This is a genomic window from Acinetobacter sp. YH12218, from assembly GCF_013417925.1.
Lineage (GTDB): Bacteria > Pseudomonadota > Gammaproteobacteria > Pseudomonadales > Moraxellaceae > Acinetobacter > Acinetobacter amyesii.
The window spans coordinates 74319-97431 of the sequence record NZ_VPDB01000008.1; the positions used below are offsets into that span (position 1 = coordinate 74319).

The 23113-nt window shown below is 39.5% G+C and carries 25 protein-coding genes and 2 pseudogenes; 9 read left to right on the forward strand and 18 right to left on the reverse strand.

Annotation, left to right across the window (positions count from 1 at the left end):
* Window positions 1-2: 2 nt before the first annotated feature.
* Together FTV03_RS03980 and FTV03_RS03985 are read right to left on the reverse strand one after the other, a co-directional pair.
* Window positions 3-782, reverse strand: coding sequence for a TIGR03915 family putative DNA repair protein (locus FTV03_RS03980; RefSeq protein ID WP_180040073.1), 780 nt, complete (start codon window positions 780-782; stop codon window positions 3-5).
* Between the two features lie 9 nt (window positions 783-791).
* Complete coding sequence (locus tag FTV03_RS03985) at window positions 792-2051, reverse strand: putative DNA modification/repair radical SAM protein (protein WP_180040075.1); 1260 nt, start codon at window positions 2049-2051, stop codon at window positions 792-794.
* A 214-nt stretch (window positions 2052-2265) separates the two neighbouring features.
* On the opposite strand from FTV03_RS03985, the gene FTV03_RS03990 reads away from it, so the two are divergent.
* On the forward strand, window positions 2266-3309 hold the full coding sequence (locus FTV03_RS03990; RefSeq protein ID WP_180040077.1) for a nitronate monooxygenase family protein: 1044 nt from the start codon (window positions 2266-2268) through the stop codon (window positions 3307-3309).
* A 155-nt stretch (window positions 3310-3464) separates the two neighbouring features.
* Here FTV03_RS03990 and dusB read toward each other — a convergent pair whose 3' ends face one another.
* Window positions 3465-4511: a tRNA dihydrouridine synthase DusB gene (gene dusB / locus FTV03_RS03995; RefSeq protein ID WP_180022264.1), complete on the reverse strand. Its 1047-nt coding sequence runs from the start codon at window positions 4509-4511 to the stop codon at window positions 3465-3467.
* A 103-nt stretch (window positions 4512-4614) separates the two neighbouring features.
* Here dusB and FTV03_RS17885 point away from each other — a divergent pair.
* Window positions 4615-4970, forward strand: a pseudogene (locus FTV03_RS17885) (site-specific integrase); the annotation flags it as partial.
* Between the two features lie 16 nt (window positions 4971-4986).
* Here the strand turns inward: FTV03_RS17885 and FTV03_RS04000 are convergent.
* The gene (locus FTV03_RS04000) at window positions 4987-5334 is read right to left on the reverse strand and encodes a hypothetical protein (protein WP_180040079.1); all 348 of its coding nucleotides are present in this window, start codon (window positions 5332-5334) and stop codon (window positions 4987-4989) included.
* A 563-nt stretch (window positions 5335-5897) separates the two neighbouring features.
* Between FTV03_RS04000 and FTV03_RS04005 the strand changes: the two genes are divergently transcribed.
* Complete coding sequence (locus FTV03_RS04005) at window positions 5898-6272, forward strand: hypothetical protein (protein WP_180040080.1); 375 nt, start codon at window positions 5898-5900, stop codon at window positions 6270-6272.
* Between the two features lie 312 nt (window positions 6273-6584).
* Window positions 6585-6755 carry a hypothetical protein gene (locus FTV03_RS04010; protein WP_180039988.1) on the forward strand — a complete coding sequence of 57 codons (171 nt, stop codon included), beginning with the start codon at window positions 6585-6587 and terminating at the stop codon, window positions 6753-6755.
* A gap of 93 nt (window positions 6756-6848) precedes the next feature.
* On the opposite strand, the gene FTV03_RS04015 is transcribed toward FTV03_RS04010, so the two are convergent.
* Entirely contained in the window at window positions 6849-7085 is a 237-nt protein-coding gene (locus tag FTV03_RS04015) for an acyl-CoA thioesterase (protein WP_373687944.1), read from the reverse strand.
* A gap of 92 nt (window positions 7086-7177) precedes the next feature.
* Window positions 7178-7360 (reverse strand): hypothetical protein, encoded by a 183-nt coding sequence (locus FTV03_RS04020; protein ID WP_078193584.1) that lies wholly within the window; start codon window positions 7358-7360, stop codon window positions 7178-7180.
* Window positions 7361-7635: 275 nt separating this feature from the next.
* Here FTV03_RS04020 and FTV03_RS04025 point away from each other — a divergent pair, with 275 nt between their 5' ends.
* The 3 genes from FTV03_RS04025 to FTV03_RS04035 all read left to right on the forward strand — a co-directional run bounded on the left by FTV03_RS04025 (window position 7636) and on the right by FTV03_RS04035 (window position 9817).
* Window positions 7636-8841 (forward strand): DUF1615 domain-containing protein, encoded by a 1206-nt coding sequence (locus FTV03_RS04025; RefSeq protein ID WP_180003816.1) that lies wholly within the window; start codon window positions 7636-7638, stop codon window positions 8839-8841.
* Window positions 8808-9437 (forward strand): HAD-IB family hydrolase, encoded by a 630-nt coding sequence (locus FTV03_RS04030; protein WP_180040082.1) that lies wholly within the window; start codon window positions 8808-8810, stop codon window positions 9435-9437. Before FTV03_RS04025 ends, FTV03_RS04030 begins: the two co-directional genes overlap by 34 nt.
* Before the next feature lie 176 nt (window positions 9438-9613).
* A complete protein-coding gene (locus FTV03_RS04035; RefSeq protein ID WP_078188800.1) occupies window positions 9614-9817 on the forward strand; it encodes a hypothetical protein in 204 nt (67 codons plus the stop codon).
* Window positions 9818-9904: 87 nt separating this feature from the next.
* On the opposite strand, the gene FTV03_RS04040 is transcribed toward FTV03_RS04035, so the two are convergent.
* Window positions 9905-10999, reverse strand: coding sequence for an acyl-CoA desaturase (locus FTV03_RS04040; protein ID WP_180040084.1), 1095 nt, complete (start codon window positions 10997-10999; stop codon window positions 9905-9907).
* Window positions 11000-11010: 11 nt separating this feature from the next.
* Window positions 11011-12078 (reverse strand): ferredoxin reductase, encoded by a 1068-nt coding sequence (locus FTV03_RS04045; RefSeq protein ID WP_180022037.1) that lies wholly within the window; start codon window positions 12076-12078, stop codon window positions 11011-11013.
* 144 nt (window positions 12079-12222) lie between these two features.
* On the opposite strand from FTV03_RS04045, the gene fabR reads away from it, so the two are divergent.
* Window positions 12223-12921 (forward strand): HTH-type transcriptional repressor FabR, encoded by a 699-nt coding sequence (gene fabR, locus FTV03_RS04050; RefSeq protein ID WP_078188804.1) that lies wholly within the window; start codon window positions 12223-12225, stop codon window positions 12919-12921.
* Between the two features lie 64 nt (window positions 12922-12985).
* On the opposite strand, the gene FTV03_RS04055 is transcribed toward fabR, so the two are convergent.
* Both FTV03_RS04055 and FTV03_RS04060 read right to left on the reverse strand, forming a co-directional pair.
* A complete protein-coding gene (locus tag FTV03_RS04055) occupies window positions 12986-13783 on the reverse strand; it encodes an alpha/beta fold hydrolase (protein WP_180003806.1) in 798 nt (265 codons plus the stop codon).
* Window positions 13784-13889: 106 nt separating this feature from the next.
* Complete coding sequence (locus FTV03_RS04060) at window positions 13890-14153, reverse strand: PAAR domain-containing protein (protein ID WP_078193592.1); 264 nt, start codon at window positions 14151-14153, stop codon at window positions 13890-13892.
* A 560-nt stretch (window positions 14154-14713) separates the two neighbouring features.
* Here FTV03_RS04060 and FTV03_RS04065 point away from each other — a divergent pair.
* Complete coding sequence (locus FTV03_RS04065; RefSeq protein WP_180040086.1) at window positions 14714-15103, forward strand: hypothetical protein; 390 nt, start codon at window positions 14714-14716, stop codon at window positions 15101-15103.
* Between the two features lie 110 nt (window positions 15104-15213).
* On the opposite strand, the gene rapA is transcribed toward FTV03_RS04065, so the two are convergent.
* From rapA to FTV03_RS04105, 8 genes and pseudogenes are all read right to left on the reverse strand, one after another.
* Window positions 15214-18051, reverse strand: coding sequence for an RNA polymerase-associated protein RapA (gene rapA, locus FTV03_RS04070; RefSeq protein ID WP_078188819.1), 2838 nt, complete (start codon window positions 18049-18051; stop codon window positions 15214-15216).
* Window positions 18052-18192: 141 nt separating this feature from the next.
* The gene (locus tag FTV03_RS04075) at window positions 18193-18837 is read right to left on the reverse strand and encodes an RluA family pseudouridine synthase (RefSeq protein ID WP_180040088.1); all 645 of its coding nucleotides are present in this window, start codon (window positions 18835-18837) and stop codon (window positions 18193-18195) included.
* Window positions 18838-18970: 133 nt separating this feature from the next.
* Window positions 18971-19675 (reverse strand): phosphopantetheine-binding protein, encoded by a 705-nt coding sequence (locus tag FTV03_RS04080; protein WP_180040090.1) that lies wholly within the window; start codon window positions 19673-19675, stop codon window positions 18971-18973.
* A gap of 139 nt (window positions 19676-19814) precedes the next feature.
* Window positions 19815-20108 carry a hypothetical protein gene (locus FTV03_RS04085; RefSeq protein ID WP_180040092.1) on the reverse strand — a complete coding sequence of 98 codons (294 nt, stop codon included), beginning with the start codon at window positions 20106-20108 and terminating at the stop codon, window positions 19815-19817.
* Between the two features lie 226 nt (window positions 20109-20334).
* Window positions 20335-20748, reverse strand: a complete 414-nt coding sequence (locus FTV03_RS04090; RefSeq protein WP_180040094.1) for a heme-binding protein — start codon at window positions 20746-20748, stop codon at window positions 20335-20337.
* Window positions 20749-20852: 104 nt separating this feature from the next.
* The gene (gene hemL / locus FTV03_RS04095; protein WP_180040096.1) at window positions 20853-22151 is read right to left on the reverse strand and encodes a glutamate-1-semialdehyde 2,1-aminomutase; all 1299 of its coding nucleotides are present in this window, start codon (window positions 22149-22151) and stop codon (window positions 20853-20855) included.
* Window positions 22152-22182: 31 nt separating this feature from the next.
* The gene (thiE, locus tag FTV03_RS04100; RefSeq protein ID WP_180040098.1) at window positions 22183-22803 is read right to left on the reverse strand and encodes a thiamine phosphate synthase; all 621 of its coding nucleotides are present in this window, start codon (window positions 22801-22803) and stop codon (window positions 22183-22185) included.
* Between the two features lie 199 nt (window positions 22804-23002).
* Window positions 23003-23113, reverse strand: a pseudogene (locus FTV03_RS04105) (IS701 family transposase); the annotation flags it as partial.

The following is a 23113-nucleotide window of genomic DNA, read 5'->3' on the forward strand; positions in this document are numbered from 1 at the left end:
AATTAAATCGCTTTCTCATTCATATAACGCCAATAACGACGTGGCACATACTGCACATGTAATTTCATATTACGTCGGGCTTCAATATTGACACTGCTAAAATAATCTTTCCAAAGCTGATCATATAAAACTTCATCATCATCCAGTTCGATATTGAAAGATTGACTATGGCCTGACTGTATTTGCCCATCTATGGTTGTGGCATCCATATCCACTTGATGCACCTGCTGTAGATCATAGTAAATGCCATAGTTGCGTTTTTCATCGTAAATCAGCCAACGTTGATCTTGATAGCGTGATTTAAAATGCCGTTCGATCAAAGGCAATACATTAAAGTCAGGTGAGACTAAACTGATAAACAAGCCATCCTGACATTTTTTAAAGCGCACAAAAGCTTCCATTCGGTGCTTTTCACGCCCCACTTGCTTCGCCCATTGACTCAGACCCAAGACGTCTGCATGACCATAATTCTTTGACACATCTCGCTGCTGCTGAAACACATACACTGCAAAATTAAAGCAATGCTGAAAAGCCTGCTGCTGCTCGGATAAAAATGCATAATAAAACTGTTTCAACGCACGATCAGATGCTTTGAGTTTTAAACCCTGCCATACCCGCTGTGCATGTTCATCATGACTTGCTACATCAATGACATCGGCGAAAAGACCCGCCTGTACTTGCCCATCCGTACAAATCTGTACATCAAATTGCTTAAATTGAAAGGCCCGAAAAATACAGCTTAGCAATCCTGTCATCGTGCCATCAAAGACATAAATACTCACGACTGTATCCTAAAATCCTAAGTTCAATTGAGGTGAAATCTGCTGAGTATATTTCGACTGACCACTTTGCAAGATCTGCTGACGTATTTGATGTGGCTGTTGATCTCGAATAAATTTGGGAGAATCTTCACAGCGTATAAAATGTTGTGCTCTGTTGTAGGAAATACCCATACGTTTTAATTGGTCGATATGGATTTTCCCAAAACGTCGTGCTTGAACAATTTTTTGAGCAGAACGTACACCAATACCCGGCACACGTAAGATCATTTGATATTCAGCACGATTGATATCCACGGGAAATTGCTCGGGATGACGCAGTGCCCACGCTAATTTAGGGTCAATATCCAATTCTAAATTTGGATGCTCTTCATCGACCAATTCCGTCGCTTCAAACCCATAAAAACGCATCAACCAATCACTTTGATACAGCCGATTTTCTCGTAATAAAGGTGGCGCAGACCCCACAGCTGGCAGCGCACGCTCCTCTTCATTAATTGGAATATAACCCGAGTAATACACACGCTTGAGCTTAAACTCTTTGTAATGACGGTCTGCCATCAGTATGACATCACGGTCAGACTCTTGATGTGCGCCCACCACCATTTGCGTCGTTTGTCCTGCGGGTACAAATTTAGGAACTGTGCGTATTATTTTTCGTTCATCTTTGAATTGAATCAAACGATCTCGCACGATACCTAAGTCTTTTTGGACTTCAACATGACTTTTTTCAGGTGCAAATTTTTTTAAACCATCTTCTGTCGGCATTTCCAAATTAATGCTCATACGGTCGACATATAAACCTGCTTCGGTAATGATTTCCTGAGATGCCCCCGGAATGGTCTTCAGATGAATATAACCATTAAAATTTTCTTCTAAACGCAGTTTTTTTACCACCTGCAACATACGTTCCATGGTGTAATCCGCCGATTTAAAAATCCCCGAACTTAAAAATAACCCTTCAATATAGTTCCGTCGATAAAAATTCATGGTCAAATCGACCACTTCCTGTACCGTAAATGCTGCGCGCTTTACGTCGTTACTTCGACGGGACACACAATATGCGCAGTCAAAAATACAGACATTGGAAAATAGAATTTTTAACAATGATACGCAGCGGCCATCTTCAGTATAGCTATGGCAAATGCCATTTCCAGTATTACCCAGACCTTTGTCTTTATTTTGGCGCTTGCTACCACTCGAAGAACATGAGACATCATATTTGGCAGCATCGGCTAAAATTTGCAGTTTTTCACGGATACGTTCAGACATGGGAGAGTTTTAAAATTTAAAATGATCAGAGCATTATTTTAAAATGATCAAGTTCAAAAGTTAGGTCATACATCATCAATACGACATGAGGTGTCGCTTAATTTTAAGTACAGCATTGGTGCAGGCTCCAGACCATTTTGATATGAAATAACGAATATTATTTGCTTAATTTCACTCGCTTGGGCAAAGTATTTAGAGTGATTGGAGTATGCACATGACTTTATTAGAAAAACTTGGCATCAAACACCCTATATTTCTTGCCCCAATGGCAGGTGTTTCTACACCTGAGCTTGCTGCAGAGGTGTCAAATCAAGGTGGACTTGGTTCACTGGGTTTAGGTGCAAGCAGTGTTGAGAATGCACGTCAGCAAATATTACAAACTCAAGAACTCACTGAACAACCTTTTCAGGTCAATTTTTTTTGTCATGACACTGTAGAACTCGATGAACAAGTTGCTGCTAAATGGATCATGCAATTTAAGTCACGCTTTGCCCAATATAATGCAGAAGCTCCAGAAGCACTCAACTGTATTTATCCAAGCTTTAAAGACAATGACCAGTTTCTAAACCTCGTATTGGAAACGCGCCCTAAAGCGGTGAGTTTTCATTTTGGCATTCCGCACCCACATCAAATTCAGGCCTTAAAACAAGCGGGTATTTTGACTCTAGTTTCTGCAACCAATTTAGCAGAAGCTAAACTGATTGAAGCTGCGGGTATTGATATCGTGATTGCTCAAGGTATTGAAGCTGGTGGTCACCGTGGCATTTTCAATGAAAACTTCGATAGCAGCGTTAAAACTCGTGACTTGGTTCAGCTCTTGAAACGCCATATTCAATGCCCCGTTGTTGCAGCTGGTGGCATTATGAATGGACATCAGGCCTATCAAATTATGGAGTTGGGTGCAGATGCTGTTCAACTGGGCACTGCTTTTGTGCAATGCAAAACATCAAATGCAAATGAGGCTTATCGCAAAGCACTATTTGATGCGCCCATCACGCAGATTACATCAAGTATTTCAGGCCGGCCTGCACGTGGCATTATCAATAACTGGCACACAAATATTGACACACCAACACGCCCAACCGTTCCGGCTTACCCATATAGCTATGATTTAGGCAAACAATTACATGCAGCAGCCAGCAAGCATGGCGTACATGAATATGGTGCATTTTGGGCAGGAACTAATGTCTCTCAAATACGTGAATTGGAAGCACCCGACTTGATCAATCAATTGGTTTTAGAAATGCGCTTTAACTAAGACCTCGCTCAACGCATCATTCAAACATGAATGCCTAATAAAAAGCCCTCAACATTGAGGGCTTTTTATTAGGTACTTATTTCAAATCAATCTAACTAACTTACAGCGGCCTACTTTGTATCACATTGCACAGATCTATTTCGTTTGACTTTAAGTTACTTGGTTTCAAGCAAATTGACCTGATCAACTTGAACATCACTCATGATCTGACCATGATCGAGTAAGTGATTAAAATAGTTCTCGACGACTTTATATTGATCTGCTGTAGATTCAACTTTATACATATTTTGGCGGAACTCATTACTAGAGCGTAAACCTTTGGTATACCAAGCAATATGTTTACGTGAAATTCGACAACCTGAATATTCACCATAAAAACCATATAACTCAGATAAATGTCCAAGCAATACGTCACGAACTTCCATAATACTTGGCGCAGCCATATGTTCACCTGTCGTCAGGTAATGTCCAATTTCACGGAATATCCATGGGCGACCTTGAGCTGCGCGACCAATCATGACTGCATCGGCACCAGTATAATCCAGTACATATTTGGCTTTTTCAGGTGTATCAATATCACCATTGGCAATCACAGGAATATTGATCAACGATTTCACATCTTTAATTAAGCTATATCGCGCCGTATTCAGATACATATCTTCACGTGTACGACCATGAAGTGCCAATGCAGCAATGCCAGCTTCTTCGGCACGTTTCGCAACGCGCATAATGTTTTCATGACCATTGAGATAGCCCAAGCGGGTTTTTAAAGTCACGGGTACATCAACTGCATCAACCACAGCATCTAAAATGCGAGCCACTAAGTCTTCATCTTTGAGTAGTGCAGAACCTGCCAACTTATTACAGACTTTCTTCGCCGGACATCCCATATTAATGTCGACAATTTGCGCACCATTTGCCACTTGATAGCGAGCGGCTTCAGCCAGTTCAGCTGGATCTGACCCTGCAATTTGAGCAGAAATAGGCGCTATTTCACCATCAAAATTGGCACGATAAAGACTCTTTTTACTCATGCGTAACGTCTTATCTGCCGTCATCATTTCACTAACAGCATGACCTGCACCAAAGTATTTGCAAAGTGTACGAAATGGGCGATCTGTAACCCCTGCCATAGGTGCCACCCACAGTTTTCTCTCGATGGGACGATCGAATAATTCTTGAATGACATTGTTTTTACTCAAAATCTTTTAACCTCGTTTAACTTCGTTTAGTCGCTTCGTATTGACTTTTAATGCTCTTTAGTTGCAACCTATTTGCACCACGAAATTTCAATGTTGCAAATTTATAGGTACAGTCACTAAGCGACAAACAAAAGACGGTACAACTCGGTATAGAGCTCAAGTCCGCGTACAACTTCAAGGCTACCCAGAATTCAAGCAATCCAAAACATTTAGCTAAAAGTCTTTGGCTGATGAGTGGATTAAACGCGCAGAGGCAGAAATTGAATTGCACCCTGAAAAAATGTTGAACCCTGAGGTGCAACTTAAGCAAAAACACTCAGAGAATTCATATTTCAGTATTTGGATGAGGCGGACAGTTTTGCTAGGACAAAAACAGGAGCACTACAGCATATCGCTAGTTTAGATATTTCTGAAAAGAATATCTATTATTTAACGCGACAAGACTTTTCTGATTACGCCGCTTCTTATAAAAGTATTAATCTTTCTGAACCCCAGCATTCTCTGCATTAAATTCTAATGATATTTTCTCATATAGTTTACTTTCAGCTGCTTCTAAGCGAGCTTTTGCGTCAGCTAATGCTTTCGGGTAATAAAGATAGCTTTTCATATCTTTATCACAGCTATCCAGTTTTTTCTCACAATCACTATCATTCCTTTTGGCTTCTCTAGACTCTCTCATTATTCTGTTGTAATAATTTTTGGCTTCGTACCATTTAAATTCAATTACATTATTAGCATTTGATGGTTCATCTTTAGCATAGCAATTCACTGATGCTAGGAAGCAAATTGTTAGTCCGTTAATAATTTTGGTTAGATAATGCACTATTTATACTCATTAAATTGGATGTTATTGTAAATAGTAACGTAATCTAACCCACCTGCCATAGGTGCCACCCACAGTTTTCTCTCGATGGGACGATCGAATAATTCTTGAATGACAGGATGTTGACTCAATGTTTTAACCTCTAGCTATATTTAGCAAATGATGCCCGAACCACATTCGAAATCTTCCAAGCCACTTTTACAATGCTAAATTCAAATGTATGTTCGCAAAATCTGTTGAGCGTAAAAACGTTTCATGGCAATGATTATGCAATTGAATGATGACAATGAATATCAACATTGCTCAACGATTGAATTGAGGAATTTGAAGCTTCGGAATTGGACGGCAAATTTGCAATGCGATAGTTTAGTAATTCCAAACAAAAATTTCTACGCTTTTGCTTAAGAGTCGTTGAAACTTATGCATCAGCCATGTAGTTAACACACTATCGATTCAACATCAGACTTTCAGCAGATCTGCCTGTACAGGTGTTACTATAGAGGGATACTGCTAAAATCATTGAAAACTTAAATCTATAAATTCACATCAGTGAGTTGAACTTTATGAAAAAATTGAAAATTCTCTCTTTTATATTTTTCGCTACCATTCTTACTGCCTGCCAACAACCGAATGACGAGGTGGCTGCAGCTGAAAGCCAAAACGCTGATTTAACAACGGAACAAGCGACTCAACAATTTGAGCAGTCAGATGCGCAAATCAGTCAATACCTTGATGTTTTAGATGCCCCAAGCACATCGATCAAGGAAAAAACCCAAGTCTTATGTCATGACTACCCTCATGAATATAAAACTAACTATATGCCTGCCATGCTCAAACTCGCAGCCCAAGATTATACTCAAGATAAAATGTTAAATGATTTGAAGATTGCACAGGACTATTACAAAGTAAAACTCAAAATTGAATGCCCTGCTCAATAATCTCTTTTTCATCATGGCGTCATATTTCAGCGACAAATTGTAATTAAGCGAATAGTGTGTAAGTTTCGCTGTAATAACAACGTAAAATATACTTCCCGATTTATTCGGGTTTTTCTTTTTAAAGCCTTTCAAATAATTAACGACAATTGAATGGCACATATTATTTTGTGATAGACTTCAAGATACTGATTTAATTTGATAATTTTTTCGTTGGAATTCACAATTTGGACACAGAACAATCTATTTTAATTACACTTTTCTCATGATTAATACATTAAGTTGTTTTTCCAAAAATAGACTGAAGATTGAATCATGAAAACTTTAAATAAAGCACTTTTTGCTGCACTTATCTCGACGGCGGCTGCAACTACATTTGCTGCTGAAGAACAAAAAGTTGAAGCTGCTGCATCTGAAGCTCAAACAACTGAAGTTGCTCAAGACGCAACTGAAGCGGCTCCTGCTTCTGAAACTGTTGCAAAATAATTGAGCAAAAATTTAAAAGCCCACAGATTGTGGGTTTTTAAATTCACAGGCATTTTTTAAGTCTTTCGCAGCTGTCAATGAATTTGACTTCAATTATTTAAAATATAAACGTTGAATTTGACGTGCCCGCCGGTTTAAACCTAATACTTCTTTTCTTTGTAAAATGTCTTCTTCACTAAATCCCAAGCGCTGGATTAATTCAGACATAGCTAAATCTGCATGTTCGATCAACACGGCATCTTGTTCAGTTGACCAAACCACTTTTGATACCGTTAATTTGTGCTGGCGTTTTAACTTTCTCATTTGCACAGTATAAAATACTTTAGACACATCGACAAAAAAGCCCACCCGAAGTGAGCTTTTGCAAAGGCTGAGTAGTGATCATCTATTGGATTGAAAAATAGATTTACTGAACGATGATGTTAAAGATTTTCATCCTTCGTGATCATCACTGAGGTTAAAATTGGAACAGCAAAACAAGGTAATAAGAGTAAGATCCAATATTCCACCATCGGTTTAGCCACAACAAAGTTTATAACGATTGCCCCCAATACCATAACTAACGCAATCAAACCCAAGAAACGACTGAAAAATTTAGCTGGCATAATAATTCCCTTAAAAAATTATGGATTTCAGCTAGTATATACCTTCATTTTTATAATCTGTTGAAAATGATATTGGAATATTCATCTATTTAGCTCAAAAAGCATTCTTTTTCCAATCATCCTGACAGAACTGCTTGTTTTTACACGCGTAGATCTCCATAAATAGATTGACAGTCCCCTATGAGGCATATACATATTTATTCATTACTTATGTATTTTGCATAGTATACTGCTCTTGCTTTGTCGCCCCCATATGGCTGAGTTTATTGGAAAATATGAACAAAACTTTTTCGACCACATTATGCTTTAAATCCCTTTCTGTACTGGCTTTATCCATTGGCTTGGCTGCCTGTGGTAATGGTTCATGGTGGAGCAAAGATGAACCCACTATGGAAGCAGAACAGATTAAAAAAGCCATTCCACCTCGCGTGAATGAACGTCTTTCATGGGCCAATGATATCTATGACATTAGTGATCAGCTCGGTATTCCGACCACGAAAGAAAATGTCTGTACGATTGTTGCTGTGGTCGATCAAGAGTCCAATTTTGTTGCTGACCCACATGTGCCGGGACTCGGTGAAAAAGCCGTTAAAGAAGTTCAAGATCGTCTTGAAGAAAAGTTTAAAGATAAATTGGGTGATGGCATCGGTGGTACAGTCGCTGGCTATTTCCAAGATGTGTTAAAAAATCAGCCAAGTCCAGAAGATAACTATTTGAGCCAAATGCGCCGTGTTCAAACTGAACGTGAACTAGACGAGTTATATCGTGAAATTTTTGACTATATGTCTAAACATTATCACGTGAGTGCTTTGACGGGCGCAGCGAAACTGGTTGGACAAGATATTGGTGAAAAGCTCAACCCCATTACCACTTTGGGTTCCATGCAAGTTCATATAGGCTATGCCAAAGACCACAAACGCCAAGGTGGAAATATTGCTGCTCTACGTACTGACATGTATAGCCAATATGGCGGTTTGTATTACGGCATCCACCGTTTAATGATGTATCCAGCTGAATATGACAAACCGATTTATCGTTTTGCAGATTATAACTCGGGTCGTTATTCGAGTCGTAATGCGGCATTCCAAAGCATGTTGAATGACTTAACCCCTGCTGAGCTCGGCTTAGATGGTGACCTCTTACTTTATAATAAAGATGGTTCTCCACGTTCAGCAAAAAGCCAGTCTGAAACTGCGCTGATTGCCGTTTTTGCAGAAAACAATGTAATTGCAACTCCACGTCAAATTCGTTCAGATCTTAAAAAAGAAAAAGATCAGGACTTCGAAGATACTTTGACGTATAAAGCGGTCAAAAAGTTGTACCAAGAAAAGACTGGTAAAGAACCGTTTTATGCCATGATGCCTGAAGTCGTAATTTCTGGGCCGAAATTAAGCCGTGATTACAATACCAATTGGTTTGCCACACGAGTCGATGGACGTTATCAAACATGCATGCGCCGCATCAAAAACCTAAAACTCTAGCCTTATTCGATTTTGACGGAACCCTGTGTAATAAAGACAGTTTTACAGGGTTCATCTTCTATTCCCTGCCTAAACGACATATCGTGCGCCAAGGGATTAAAATTCTCCCTTGGATTCAAGGCTATTATCTCAAGCTATATCCTGCCCATGCAATGCGTCCTCGCCTATATGCCGCAATGTTTAGCCAAGCCAATCATGAGCAGGTTTTAAATCAAGCAGCACAATATGCTGAACATTTGATGGCGGAACTCAATCCTTCGCTATATGAACAATTACAGCAACACCAAAAACGCGGTCATGAAGTCGTATTGGTTTCTGCATCCGTCGATTTATATCTTAAACCTGTGGCCGAAAAGCTCGGGGTCAAACTGATTTGTACCGAAACAGCAGCCAATGACCAAATACTGACTGGTTTGTATCAAACCTTAGACTGTAGTGGTGAGCAAAAGAAAATTCGAGTTTTGGAGCAATTTAACCTTCAAGACTATGAGCAGGTATATGCCTATGGAAATAGCGATGAAGACCTCGCTATGTTTGAATTGGCCACCCACCATTTCATGAATGGACAGGATAAGTGCCTACCTGAACTCGACTAAAGTCGAGTGATTTAGTTTGGTTTATTAATCAAAGTTAACAATCACAAACTTAAATTTAAGTCGCTCTAATATATGATTAAATTTTGAAAATTCTGCTTTTATTTTGACTTTATAGTGTGCTATTTTTCTCATTAATTAGAAATAATGCGGTCAAATATTAAAAGCGGGAAAAGAATATGAATCAATTCAATCCACCGAAATATGTCAAAGGCCTCCATATTAAATTTGGCGAAAATCCATTTGTTCTCCTTGCTCAATTTGCCTTCTCAGCCACTCGCCAGATGTGGACGAAAGAAGAAATTGAATTGGTCATTCGTATGGCTAAAAAAGGAAATTATATGAATTTGATTAAGATCCTCAAATTACATATCAAAAAGTAAAATAGATATTTCCCCCAAAGTTAATATGAAAAAAGCCATGTAAATGCATGGCTTTTTTTTGATTCAGCAACTCAAGCCTAGCTTTTATTACTTTTTAAATGGAAACGCATATTTCACAATACGTTTGATAACACTGCCGTACTGTTTCACCAAGCTTGCGTTATTATAGTTCAAACCATATTTTTCACATACCGCCTGTACTTTTGGCGCCATTTTACGATAACGACGCGCAGGAACATCTGGGTATAAATGGTGTTCGATCTGATGGCTTAAATGCCCTGTCAAAATATGAAATGCTTCTGAACCGGTAAGGTTTGAAGAACCACGAATTTGACGCATGTACCAATGTCCACGGCTTTCATTTTCAAGTACTTTTTTCGGGAAAACTTCAACATCTTTGGTAAAGTGACCACAAAAAATAATACTAAACGTCCAAATATTACGAAGACCATTCGCCACTAGGTTCCCTGTAAGCACCGGTAATGCTGCAGGCCCTGCAATAAGCGGGAAGAACACATAGTCTTTAAATAATTGCTTGCCGATTTTGGCTTGCATTGGTTTCCATTCTTCTTTGGTTTGCTGTTTTGTTTTACGACCTTTGAAGTATTTACCCAATTCAAGGTTTTGAATGGCAACACCCCATTGGAACAATAAGCAAAATGGAATGCTATAAATCGGTTGTAATAGATAGCCCGGCTTCCAACGCTGTTCTGGGAACAAACGAACGAGACCATAACCAATATCATCATCCATACCTTTAATGTTGGTATAGGTATGATGTTTAAAATTGTGAGTTTGGCGCCAGTTATCTGCTGTCCCTACGATATCCCATTCGTAGGTCTGACCATTGAATTTAGGATCATTCATCCAGTCATATTGACCGTGCATGACATTATGACCCAATTCCATGTTTTCCATGATTTTGGCAAAACCTAAAAGACCTGTGCCCAAAATCCACGCTGGTGGGAACCAACCTGCAAACAATAAAGCACGACCCGCCATAGATGAATAACGAACTGTCGAATACACACGGCGAATGTATTTCGCGTCTTTTTCACCTAAGTCATCTAAAACTTCTTGCTTAATCGCATCAAGCTCACGCGCAAGTTCGTCTAATTGCGATTGGGTTAACTCACGGTTTTTGGGATTTTTAAAATATTCAATTTTTACAGGCATGTTCATATTTTTCTACCTTATAAATCAATAACAAGATCTGACTGTGCTGAGTTCACACAAATTTTGAGTAAATTACCCGGCTCTGTATTTTGGCTACCATTGACCATATTTTTAGTCGAACCTTCCACTTTATTGCAGGCACATTTATTACAAATGCCCATACGGCAACCGTGATTTAGTTTGATATTTTGCTGCTCAAGACTGGCTAAAATTGATTGGCCTTTTGGAATACTGACGGTTTTATTGGATTGTGTAAGTGTGACATTCACAAAGCCAATCTCATCCGTTGCAATTGGGCTCATGCTAAATGCTTCACTCATAAAGCATTGTGCATGATCAAATAACGCTTCGGCCTGAGTGACGAAACCCGATGGACCACATGCAAACACAGTACTGTGCTCAATGTCGTCAATTTGAGCAGCGTGAGCGGCATTTAATCGTGGATCAGCAACTTCTTCTTGGGTAAAGAAAATTTGAAATTTAAAGTTTGGATATTGATTTGCCAAAGCTTCGAAGCGTAATTTGAATGCGGCATCATCGTGATACTTAACCCAATACATTAACTGAATTGGTTGCTCCGCAATTTTCTTGGTTTTGCTCATCGTTTTCAACAAACTTAACATTGGCGTAATACCACTACCCGCAGCCAATAGTAGCAACGGCGCAGAATTTGACACCAAAGTCATATCACCAAAAGGCTGACCAAATTCTAAGATATCGCCCACTTGCGCTTGTTCTACGAGCCAAGTACTCACAATACCCGTATTCACTTTTTTTACACTAAGCAATACGTGTTGATCATCTAACTGAGTCAAACTATAAGTACGTTCGTAACGGATACCATTTACGCGAGCAAAAACAGGATGATGCTGACCAGCTTCGCCAATTTTAAATAAACGGTTCACCTGTATGGTTAGGCTGACCATCTCATTTGCTGCATTTTCTTTTTGTACAATTTTGCCGAGTGCCTGATTACCAGACCATAACGGATTAAATTTCTGCAACCAGAAATTTACCGCATTGACGTCTACAACACTGTCTTTGATTGCGTTTAAAGGCTTTTTCGCTTTTTCGAGTACATGCATAATCAAATACAACTCATGGGAGGTTTTTAATTATTATACACATGTATATATATTTGTATATACGCTTGTGCATTTAATCGACATTTTCACAAAAGCTATTAGCAGACGCTATAATATGTTAATGTTTTTAATCTATTAAAAAATATGACTCAGTCTGCACAGACGAATATGGTTAACATGTACCAGGAAGATTTACATTCTGAAGCTGAAACTCCACTTACAGTTCGCACTGTAGGTCGTAAAGCAACAATTACCAAGGAAGAACTGTTTCAGGCAGCGCTTAATTTAATTGGTCCACAAAAAAGTATTTCATCACTGAGTTTGCGTGAAGTTGCACGTGAAGCTGGCATTGCTCCAAATAGTTTCTATCGTCATTTCAAAGATATTGATGAATTAGCCATTGAGTTGATTGATCGAGCTGGCGGTGTGTTACGTCAAATTTTGCATGAAGCACGCCTTCAGGCATCACGCCAAAGCAGTATTATTCGTAGTTCAGTTGAAGTATTTATTCAGCAGCTAGATGCCGATGAAGGCAACTTAAGCCTGTTGCTTCGTGAAGGCTATACTGGTTCGCATTCTTATAAAAATGCAGTTGAGCGTCAACTCAACTATTTCCAACAAGAATTAAGAGAAGATTTAATCGTCCTAGAGCGTTTAAATCAGAGCAAGTTGGCTCATCCTGACATCGTGGCACGTGGTATTACCCAATTGGTGTTTAACATGGGTGCGAAAGTCATTGATCTACCGACAGAACAACGCAAAGAAGTTGCCGAACAAACCATGATTATGATTCGTATGATATTGGAAGGTGCTCGCCATCTAGACGAAGCCCAAATTCGCTAAAAATTAACGGTGAGAAAAAAAGAAGACGTTCAGGTCTCCTTTTTTATGAGCAAAATATATTTTTCTAATGCTGTAAGTACTGCATGACGTGTAGCGCTGTCTGTTTCGGCTGCTCAAGTGGAAACATGTGCCCACCATCAACCACACTATAATCTATACCATAGGTTTTCTTCATTCCGTCAGGCAAACCTTGTTTATAAAAATGGCTGTCATTTGCGGTGATAAGGTGTACAGGCATTTGAGGGGCTTTCCGTGGGGTACGCCACCACCATGCAGGCACTGTACGGAAAATTTGTGCTTCGACGGCTTTTGGAATGCTGAGGGTCACGCCACCGCGTTTTTCATCAGCTTGAATGCCTTGTGCAAAGTAATCTTCAAAACACTGCGAATCAAAACTTTTAAATAAACGATTATTCCGCAGAGCCGTATAGGCTTCATCCAAATTTGACCAATGATCATTGCGCTTCAGTGTAATTGCTGCAGGCGTGATTTTATCGACAGTTTTGAGCTTTAATTTTTGCATGCCTTCAAAAATGGCGGACTTAGGACCGATTACAAAAGGTGGATCCATAATAATCAGTTGTGAAAACAAATCTGGACGTTTATAAGCCGCCATCAGGGTGACTAAAGAGCCAAAAGAATGCCCTAGCCCAATCACTTGTTGCTTTGGAAATTGGTGCTCAATATCTGCGATGACTTGATCGACCAAATATCGCCAATCTTTGGTGATCGGATAGCGCTCATCCATACCAATCAGCGGAATCGCCTTCACATCAAATTGCGGTGAAAAGTAGGATAAAAACTTTCGATAACTCGCGGCAGGAATACCATTGGCATGGGTAAAATGGATCGCGCTTTTCATCTAAAACTCATCCAATCAACTGATGATGACCCATCATAAAGAGATCAATACGATTTAAACAGGACTCAAAGAGCTTATCTAGATGACCTAAAAGTCAGTATGCAGATTATTTTTGTGAACCGACCATTGATTGATTTGGTAAGAAGGTTGCGCCACAAGTGGTTTTATCTCCAGCAACCACAACACCACGCCCCTTTACCGTTGTACTTTGATCTGCCGCGATCGCAGCCACAGTCGAATTACATTTCGGGCAATAATGTTTCATGCCATTTAAATGCACCGCAATACCATTAATCACAAATGAAGGTTCACATTCTGAAACCACACCACCGTGTGACGTTTTACTACCTAAGGTAATTAAGGATTTCATATTTTTATTTTCTTCTAACGAACTGCTGAAATTTGAAGCATTTTAACGGAACTGCCCTCAACTCGCTAGCATCGAAGTATAAATTTAACCAAGCCAAAACTTTACTTAACTAAAGCATCAAAACACGACATTAAGACAGTTCGTGAACAATCATTTGATTATGATGCTATCGCTATATGTCCGAATACATTTAATCATTTCACTTTCAGGATTCAATCGATATCAATAACGACAGTTTATGTCGCGACGCCGATTCTTTTACTAATCAAAGCATGTATATTGGGTCTAGCAATGAGCATGAAGCGTAGCGCCCTATATTAACAATTTCATATTTAACTGAGCTACGAATCAAAAAATGTTGCATTTCTACGCCATGATTAACCTTAGAACGTTCTTAGACTAAACACATTATCCAAAACCATTTGTAGAAAATTTTAGATTCCAAACGTAGCGCCATTTCATTTTATAACGCAGATAAATAAAGCATAACCATTCTATTTTCAGGAGGTTTTATGATTTTAATAGATGACTTTGATTTAATCCAACCGTAAAAAGTCATCGTGTTAGACCATACACTAGATGAAACAACCCTATTAACAGAAATACTGGCCTTGTGTAAGACTGCAGACCCAGAGCTCATCGTGGCGGAAAGCAAAGAGGCTGATTTAGTTCTACGCTTATTACCTGAAATACATGATTATTGTGGTGCCATTGCCTTAAAACAGCCGCTATGTAATGACATCGACTTTGATTTACTTAGTGTTCATTATGTAACACGCAGCCAAGCAGAACGAAGTACGATCCAAATTCAGTTAGCAAAAAATCATCCTGACTATACAAAGCTTGATGGCATATTTTATATGTTGGATGAAAATGAAGATTTTGATCAAGCTGTAGAATTGCTGAAGAATAGTTACTTTTTTTATGCCGATGTCGACAATTTAGATTAAAAAAATAATACAAAACTAAGATTTAGCTTAAATCTGTCGTGATTAATTTTACAGTTATAATTTTAGCCATAAAAAAAAGCACCCGAAGGTGCTTTTTTAAGATTCTTAACTTATGGCTTAACCACTACCATAATTTGAATCGCTTCTGGTGTAACCGCTAGACCATCAAGCAGTGTTAAACCTTCTTTTTGCAGTTTTTGTAAACGTGCAATTTCGTCTTCACGAATACTTGGGTTGAACTGCTTCAAATAAGTCAAACGGTCAATTTCATACTGCCATTTGCTACCATAGATTTCTTTGGCTTGTTGTTTAAAGCCCGGTAATGCACCACGAGCAATTTCAAGCGCTTGCGTATAACGCTGTTCAATGACATCACGACGCGCCTTAACCACTTGGCGGCAACTGTTGCCATCAAGATGATGTAAATAAGGACGTAAAATTTCAGGTGCAATTTTTTGCGATAAATCCTGACCTTTTTCGCTTAGTAATACACGAACCAACTGTTGTGGCAAACTTGACGGCAAATTCAGTGCTTTCGGTGCAACGACATCGACTTTAAACCACACTTCCATTAACACAGAACCTTGTGGTAAAGCTGCTGATTTCAATACAGCAACGTTAGTACTACCAAAGCTTTGTGTATTAATCATTTCCATCACACTTTCAGTGAATGGATGCTCAAGTGTTAAATACTGAGCATCTTCACGAATCTGTGCTTGGTCACGATAGAACGTCGCCGTCATACCTTCTTCGTCCAAAGTCAGACCTTGAACTTGCATTTGATCCGTAGGTTTGATGATCACGGTACCATTACTTTGCTCATCAAAATCAATGTTTGTAGACGCCATGAAGCGCTTCATAAACATTGGTAAGGTTGTATTGTCGTCGTAGTCTTCAAGTGCAGTGACAATTTCTTGCGCTACAATTGGACGGCAAGAGTTGTACTCAAGTAAACGGTCACGACCTTCTTGAAGTTCAGCTTCAAGTGCTTCACGTTGTACACTCACCGCTTCGAGCAAATCTTCAAACTCTTGACCTTTATCTGCCAACAAACAATCTTTCAGATTGACAATGAAGTTTTCTTGTAAGGTTTGCGCAGTCGGCGAGATATTACAGAAAATATTTAATGCTTCGTTATACCAACGGAACATACGCTCTTGAGCAGTACCAACCAAATAAGGCACATGAATTTGAATACGATTTTCTTGACCAATACGGTCTAAACGACCAATACGTTGTTCAAGTACGTCTGGGTTGGCAGGTAAGTCAAATAACACAAGGTCCGATGCAAACTGGAAGTTACGACCTTCAGAACCAATTTCTGAACAAAGTAAAATTTGCGCACCGTATGACTCTTCCGCAAAGTAAGCCGCTGCTTGGTCACGTTCTAATAAACTCATGCCTTCATGGAACATCGCTGTGCGAATACCCGCATGCAAACGAAGTACATTTTCTAAAGACTCAACCACTGGACCACTGCGTGCAATCAATAACACTTTTTTGTGTTTCAGGTCTGTACGCAGACGTTCCATCAACCACATCACACGTGGGTCAGTTTCCATCCACGAGCCATCAAGCTGCGCTTCTTCAGGCCACATTTGTTCACGTAGCTTGCCATCTTTAGACCAGTTTTCAGGTGCAGGTAATGGCGCAGGCTGACAGTCACGACCTGGGAAGCCTTGAATCGCTTCACGGGTATTACGGAATAAAATACGACCTGTACCATGACGGTCTAATAACTCATGAATAGCACGGAATCGTTGTTCTGGCTCGTCAGTAATTCGATGACCTAATAGGCTTTCAATCGCTGCCAAATGCCCTTCTTCGAGTGGCAGATCAGACATCAGCACTTCAGCAATTTTAGCTGTTTGGTGATACTGCTCCTCTTCATCCAAGAAACGATCAAGTGAACTAAAACGTTGTGGATCAAGTAAACGTAAACGTGCAAAGTGACTTTCCACACCTAATTGTTCAGGCGTTGCGGTTAGTAACAAGACACCCGGCGTTTTTTCAGCAAGTTCTTCAACAAGGTCATAACGGTCATTGCCGCCTTCTTCTTCTGACCACATTAAATGATGGGCTTCATCGACCACGAGCAAATCAAAACCAGCTTCAAGCGCTTGTTCACGCAAGTCATCATGGTCGATCATCAAATCAACACTAGCAATAATGCATTGTTCAGTTAAGAATGGGTTGAGGTCTGGATCGTGTTCTTTAATCGAAGCTGTACGCGTCAAGTCAAATAATGAGAACTCAAGATTGAAACGACGACGCATTTCAATCATCCATTGATATTGCAATGAATCAGGTACTAAGACCAAGATACGTTCTGAACGACCCGTTTTGAGTTGCTGATGAATAATCAGACCAGCTTCGATGGTTTTACCCAGACCAACTTCGTCAGCAAGTAATACACGTGGAGCAAAACGTTTACCCACTTCATGCGCAATATACAGTTGGTGTGGAATGAGACCCACACGTGAACCCACTAAGCCACGTAAAGGGCTAGACTTCATATTGGCTTGAAGAAGCAGTGCTTCGATACGCAGGTCATACCATTCTTTATAGTCCACTTGGCTTGCAAGTAAACGATCTAATGGTTTTGCTAACTGAATACTTGCACCAATACGTGTTTCATTCAGTGCTTTACGCTCTTCAGTACCATCGGCAAGTTTACGTACCGCGTTATAACGAACCACACCACCACGGTCTTCAAGCGATTCGACAATCCAAATTTGACCTTCTTGGTCTTGGACTTCGTCATTTACATTGAAAACAATACGAGATAAAGGCGCATTGTGACGGGCATAGACACGAGTTTCATCACTTTTTGGGAATAAAATGCTGACCGATCGCTCATCAACATCAATAAGAACACCTAAACCCAGTTCCGTTTCTGTATCTGATAACCAACGTTGACCAATAGCAAACTGCTGCAATTTTTCCACCTTTTTCTCAAGTTCGGTCTGAAAATATTATGCTCAAACTGTGAACGTTATTTGAGCAAAAATCTAGACCATAAAGCAATATATTTTGACATAAAGCCCACTAAATAGTGAGCAGAATTCTTAGGGATTTAAATGATTTTCCTAAAATGGTACAGGACAGTGAAATTCCACTGTTTGCTCTGTTTCAGGATGGTTAAAACTTAAACGCTCAGCATGTAAACATAAACGCGGCATCAGCTTCTGTTGCTCAGGTGTTGCATACAAAGTATCACCAACAATAGGATGACCTAAATATTGCATATGAACGCGAAGCTGATGTGATCGACCGGTAATAGGCGTTAAAACTACACGTGTTACGGCTTGCCCCTGAATCTCAAAATGTTCAGTGGCTTTCCAATGCGTAAGTGCAGGCTTATTATGTGCAGGATCGGCAATATGCAGTGGCGGATGTTCTGGGTCATACACGACGGGTACATCAACAGTACCTTCACCTTCGAGCGTACCCGCAACCAATGCCTGATATGTTTTTGAAGTTTGACGTTCTTGGAACTGGCGTGAAATTCGATTTTGCCCTTGACGGGTTAATGCAAAAACCAAAATACCTGAGGTATCACGATCCAAACGATGGATGAGCAAGGTATTCGGTTCAATTTTTAATAATCGATTGATAACACAGTCTTTTAAATCTGCTGTTTTTCCCGGAACTGTGAGTAAACCTGCTGGTTTATGGATGACCATAAAGTCAGTGTCACGATGTATCAGGTGTTCGGTTAGAAAATTACTCAAAGTTCAATCCAGTTCTGATCTCGAAAAACAAGGCGGCAATAATAAAAAGCTTAGCCAACAATTACAATGCACAAAGCTATATTTCCCGACGTATTTTCCGATTTAGAACAAAAATAATTCCAATTAGCTTTGTTTAGTCTGTACTGAGCAATTTTTCTAGCAATACTTTTAAACTTGCATCCTCTAAAAAGTCTTCATAACGGATGTTTGCACCATTGGCACGCCACAAACCAATTAAGCTGACCATGGCAACGGAATCGAGTCCATAACTGCGTAAATCGATTAAGGGATCTATTTCCAAAGCGTCCATATCTAGCTGCTCTGCAATAGCCAATAATATGCCTTTGGCTGACAAAACGAATTCCGTTGGTGCTGACAGATTCCAAAGCCGCATCAAATTATAACTACTCATATGATGTATACCTTGGCCTGACATGGAGTCCACCCACTGAATATGCTGTTCCTGATTATTCAGCACAATTGCGTCATCAATAATACAGATTTGCTCTGTCACGCTATATAGATGCGGCAAGATCTGTTTCAGCATAGGCGTGATTTGCCCTGTAAAGATCAGCTGCGGGTGTGTTGTTGCATATTCACCGAGCTGCTGCATGCCCTGAAGTAAATCATCGCCATATAAATCGACGATGGGGATCTCTAAAGCTTTGGCTTTATTGGTTAGCTGGATCAAATTTTCCATCAACTGCGTATCTTGTATGCCTTGCTGCATGCGTAAATTTTGTAAACCAACCAGCACCAATACTGACTGTGTTGATGACAGTTGCCATTTCGCTTTAGATGGTGAAAGTTGGATTTTTTTGGGCATTGGGTACAGCATGGGAGATGAGTCAACTAATTATTCATAAATTAAACTTATGCTAGCGTAGATACACAAAAGTAATAAGTTCTTTGCTATTTACCTATGTAAACATAAACATTTCGTACAATCTTCATTATATTAAATGGATTTAATTTTGCTAAGCCTTATATTCTTTAAATGCTTGAAGCATTGCCTTTTTCTGTTCTTTAGAGGCATCTACATATGAGTAAAATCTTTCATAATCTGTTCCAAATTGGCTACTTTCAATTCTTTTCGCTAAGCCATCAATAAAACTTTTTCCTTGAGTCTGATATTGCTGAATCGCTTGTTCATCTAGGCAGATAGTTTTCTCCCAAGAAATTGCACTTATATTTATAAAAACATTGAGATATATATTTTCGCTATCCTCATATAATTCCCAAAAATAAGGTTCTATTTCTATTAGCTGCATTCTACTAGTATTCCTAAACTTTTAATTATTTTTACAATTAACATAATAAACCTTTTACGAAATTCTTGAAATTTACCTATAAGCATCAATATCTTATTAAAATCATCCATTTCAGAGTCCAGCACAATGAAACAGCTTTTTTGTGATTATTCACGTTCGACGCATCATTGGCTATGAAACTATGAATTTTTAAATATAGCTAAACTTAAAAATCTCTAAGGAAGTTTTATACCTGTGCCAAAAACTTCTCAATCGCCTGCTGTGCAATTTCTGCATCCTGAAAAGACTTTACTCCAGACACTCCTATCGCACCCACCAACTGCCCTTCGTACATAATCGGCTCACCGCCTTCCAGCATGCCTGAAAAGGTATCCATGGTCAGAAAACCCATCTGACCGCCTTTAATAATGTCTTCAAACAATTTAGATGGGCGCTTACTGATGGCTGAACATTTGGCTTTTTCTAAGCATAGATTTGCTGTCATTGGCGATGCACCATCCATTCGTTTCATCGCTAACAAATTGCCTGTCTCATCCGTTACCGCAATGCTGACATTAAAACCATTTTCTACTGCATAAGCATGTGCTGTGTTTAATAAAAATTCTGCATCCGCCAAAGTTAAATAATGCTTGGTTTTCATTTAAAAATCCTTTTTCAATGCACGTTCAATCATGCGGCTACAATAAAGCCCACAGCAGGCTGCGGGCTTTATTCTAAAGCAGAATTTGCCGTTTTAAATGAAAATTACTTCATTTCGGCAAAAACTTCTTTCGCCTTTTCAATGGTAAATGCAATATCTTCATCGCTATGCGCGCTTGAGAAGAAGCCTGCTTCAAAAGCTGAAGGCGCTAAGTTTACACCGCGCTGTAACATACCATGGAAGAATGTACGGAATGCATCTACATCACATTTCAAAATTGAATCAAAACCCGTGATTTCAGTTTGATCTGTAAAGTAAATACCAAACATTCCACCTACTTGCTGGGTAAAGAACGGAATGCCCGCTTCGTCTGCAGCAGCTTGTAAACCAGCAAGTAAGCCTGCCAATTTTTCAGTTAAAGTTTCATAAAAGCCAGGTTTACGCAAATGTTTAAACATTTCAATACCAGCACGCATTGCAAGTGGGTTGCCTGATAGTGTGCCTGCTTGATATACCTTACCAAGAGGTGCAATGCATTCCATCACTTCGCGTTTACCGCCAAATGCACCAACTGGCAGGCCTGCACCAATGATCTTGCCTAAAGTGGTCAAGTCAGGTGTTACGCCATAATACGCTTGCGCACCGCCAAGACCGACACGGAAACCTGTCATCACTTCGTCAATGATAAAGACAGAACCATGCTCATCACATACATCACGGATCGCTTGCAAGAAACCGTCAATTGGTTTCACCAAGTTCATGTTGCCTGCAACTGGCTCGACAATCACACCTGCAATTTCTGAACCGAATTTTGCAAAGCATTCTTTCAGCATCGCAATATCGTTGTACGGCAGGGTTAAAGTGTGTTTGGCGAAATCAGCAGGAACACCTGCAGAAGTCGCTTCGCCTTCACCTTTAGTGAGTAAGCCTGAACCCGCTTTAACCAAGAGTGAATCTGAGTGACCGTGGTAGCAACCTTCAAATTTTACAATCTTGTCACGGCCGGTATAGCCACGAGCAAGACGAATGGCTGTCATAGTCGCTTCAGTCCCTGAATTAGTCATACGAACCAATTCAATAGACGGCATAATTTCGCAAATAATATCCGCCAAAGTCGTTTCATGAACGGTTGGCGCACCAAAACTCAAACCATCAACAGCCGCTTCTTGAACCGCTTTAATAATGTCGGGCTGCGCATGACCTAAAATCATTGGGCCCCAAGAGCCGACATAGTCGACATAGCGTTTTCCGTCTACGTCATAGAGATATGCGCCTTGCGCTTTTTCGATAAATACCGGTGTACCACCTACACCATTGAATGCACGTACAGGAGAGTTTACGCCGCCAGGAATATGCTTGCTGGCTTGTTTAAATAATTGTTCTTGCTTAGCAGATAAGCTCATAAAAATTCTCTACTTATTCAATCTAAAAAAATTAAGCTTGTTCAGCAAAAAGCTCAGACCATTCATAAACACGACTGCTGACAGCAGACATTGAACGACCTAATACATCACTAATCACAGCACAAAGATCAGCACCTGCTTCAATCACTTCAGCGGAGTTCTCTACAGTTAAACCACCAATTGCACAAATAGGTACATTTAGTTTCGCTTTGGCTTGTTTTAGCGTTTCTAAGCCAATATTGCCTGCTTCAGGCTTGGTTTCAGTTGCAAAAATGGCACCAAAAGCCACATAGTTTGCACCGTCTGCAATCGCCTGCTCAGCCAGTTCTAAAGAGTTATTACAGCTTCGACCGATCAAAACATTTTTAGGTAAGCGTGCTACAGCTTCAGCAATTGAACCGTCATCTTGCCCTAAATGGACACCCACACTATATTGAACTGCAGTTTCTAAATCGTCATTAATAACAAAAGGCACTTTGTACTGATTACACATATTTTTCATGTATTCAATTTCATAAGCCTGATCTTCTTTTGCCACTTTTTTACGGCGATATTGCAAAACAGCGACTTCATAAGTCGCCATCGCGCCTTCAAGTTTGGCTAAAAGCAATTCTATAGGATCATCATTGGTAATGAGGTATAAACCACGCATAGTTCAATCACAACTTAAAACTTTTGAATATTATAGCGATTAGGTCTATGAAATGTTGCTTGGGGCATAAAATTTTAATATTTTCCCGCTGTGAAAGTTATATTCCTTTTCACAAGACTGCTTATATAAATGTTTAATTGAATTGTCTGTAAAAAATGGAAAAAATCACTATTTTTAGGTATATAGGACTTACGCACTATTATTTAAAGATTCTCTGTGGTAGCAGATGATTTTTATCGAGAATAAAGTCATCAATGAAGCTTTTGATAATTGGTCTAAATAATTTCTTCTGCCAACGATATACATTTTC

Bases quoted from the DNA above. Each gene is read 5' to 3' on its own strand.
- FTV03_RS03985 (WP_180040075.1), bottom strand. From the start codon at position 2,051: ATGTCTGAACGTATCCGTGAAAAACTGCAAATTTTAGCCGATGCTGCC.
- FTV03_RS03990 (WP_180040077.1), top strand. From the start codon at position 2,266: ATGACTTTATTAGAAAAACTTGGCATCAAACACCCTATATTTCTTGCC.
- FTV03_RS04005 (WP_180040080.1), top strand. From the start codon at position 5,898: ATGAAAAAATTGAAAATTCTCTCTTTTATATTTTTCGCTACCATTCTT.
- FTV03_RS04010 (WP_180039988.1), top strand. From the start codon at position 6,585: ATGAAAACTTTAAATAAAGCACTTTTTGCTGCACTTATCTCGACGGCG.
- FTV03_RS04020 (WP_078193584.1), bottom strand. From the start codon at position 7,360: ATGCCAGCTAAATTTTTCAGTCGTTTCTTGGGTTTGATTGCGTTAGTT.
- FTV03_RS04025 (WP_180003816.1), top strand. From the start codon at position 7,636: ATGAACAAAACTTTTTCGACCACATTATGCTTTAAATCCCTTTCTGTA.
- FTV03_RS04030 (WP_180040082.1), top strand. From the start codon at position 8,808: ATGCATGCGCCGCATCAAAAACCTAAAACTCTAGCCTTATTCGATTTT.
- FTV03_RS04035 (WP_078188800.1), top strand. From the start codon at position 9,614: ATGAATCAATTCAATCCACCGAAATATGTCAAAGGCCTCCATATTAAA.
- FTV03_RS04040 (WP_180040084.1), bottom strand. From the start codon at position 10,999: ATGAACATGCCTGTAAAAATTGAATATTTTAAAAATCCCAAAAACCGT.
- FTV03_RS04045 (WP_180022037.1), bottom strand. From the start codon at position 12,078: ATGCATGTACTCGAAAAAGCGAAAAAGCCTTTAAACGCAATCAAAGAC.
- fabR (WP_078188804.1), top strand. From the start codon at position 12,223: ATGACTCAGTCTGCACAGACGAATATGGTTAACATGTACCAGGAAGAT.
- FTV03_RS04055 (WP_180003806.1), bottom strand. From the start codon at position 13,783: ATGAAAAGCGCGATCCATTTTACCCATGCCAATGGTATTCCTGCCGCG.
- FTV03_RS04060 (WP_078193592.1), bottom strand. From the start codon at position 14,153: ATGAAATCCTTAATTACCTTAGGTAGTAAAACGTCACACGGTGGTGTG.
- FTV03_RS04080 (WP_180040090.1), bottom strand. From the start codon at position 19,675: ATGCTGTACCCAATGCCCAAAAAAATCCAACTTTCACCATCTAAAGCG.
- FTV03_RS04085 (WP_180040092.1), bottom strand. From the start codon at position 20,108: ATGCAGCTAATAGAAATAGAACCTTATTTTTGGGAATTATATGAGGAT.
- FTV03_RS04090 (WP_180040094.1), bottom strand. From the start codon at position 20,748: ATGAAAACCAAGCATTATTTAACTTTGGCGGATGCAGAATTTTTATTA.
- hemL (WP_180040096.1), bottom strand. From the start codon at position 22,151: ATGAGCTTATCTGCTAAGCAAGAACAATTATTTAAACAAGCCAGCAAG.
- thiE (WP_180040098.1), bottom strand. From the start codon at position 22,803: ATGCGTGGTTTATACCTCATTACCAATGATGATCCTATAGAATTGCTT.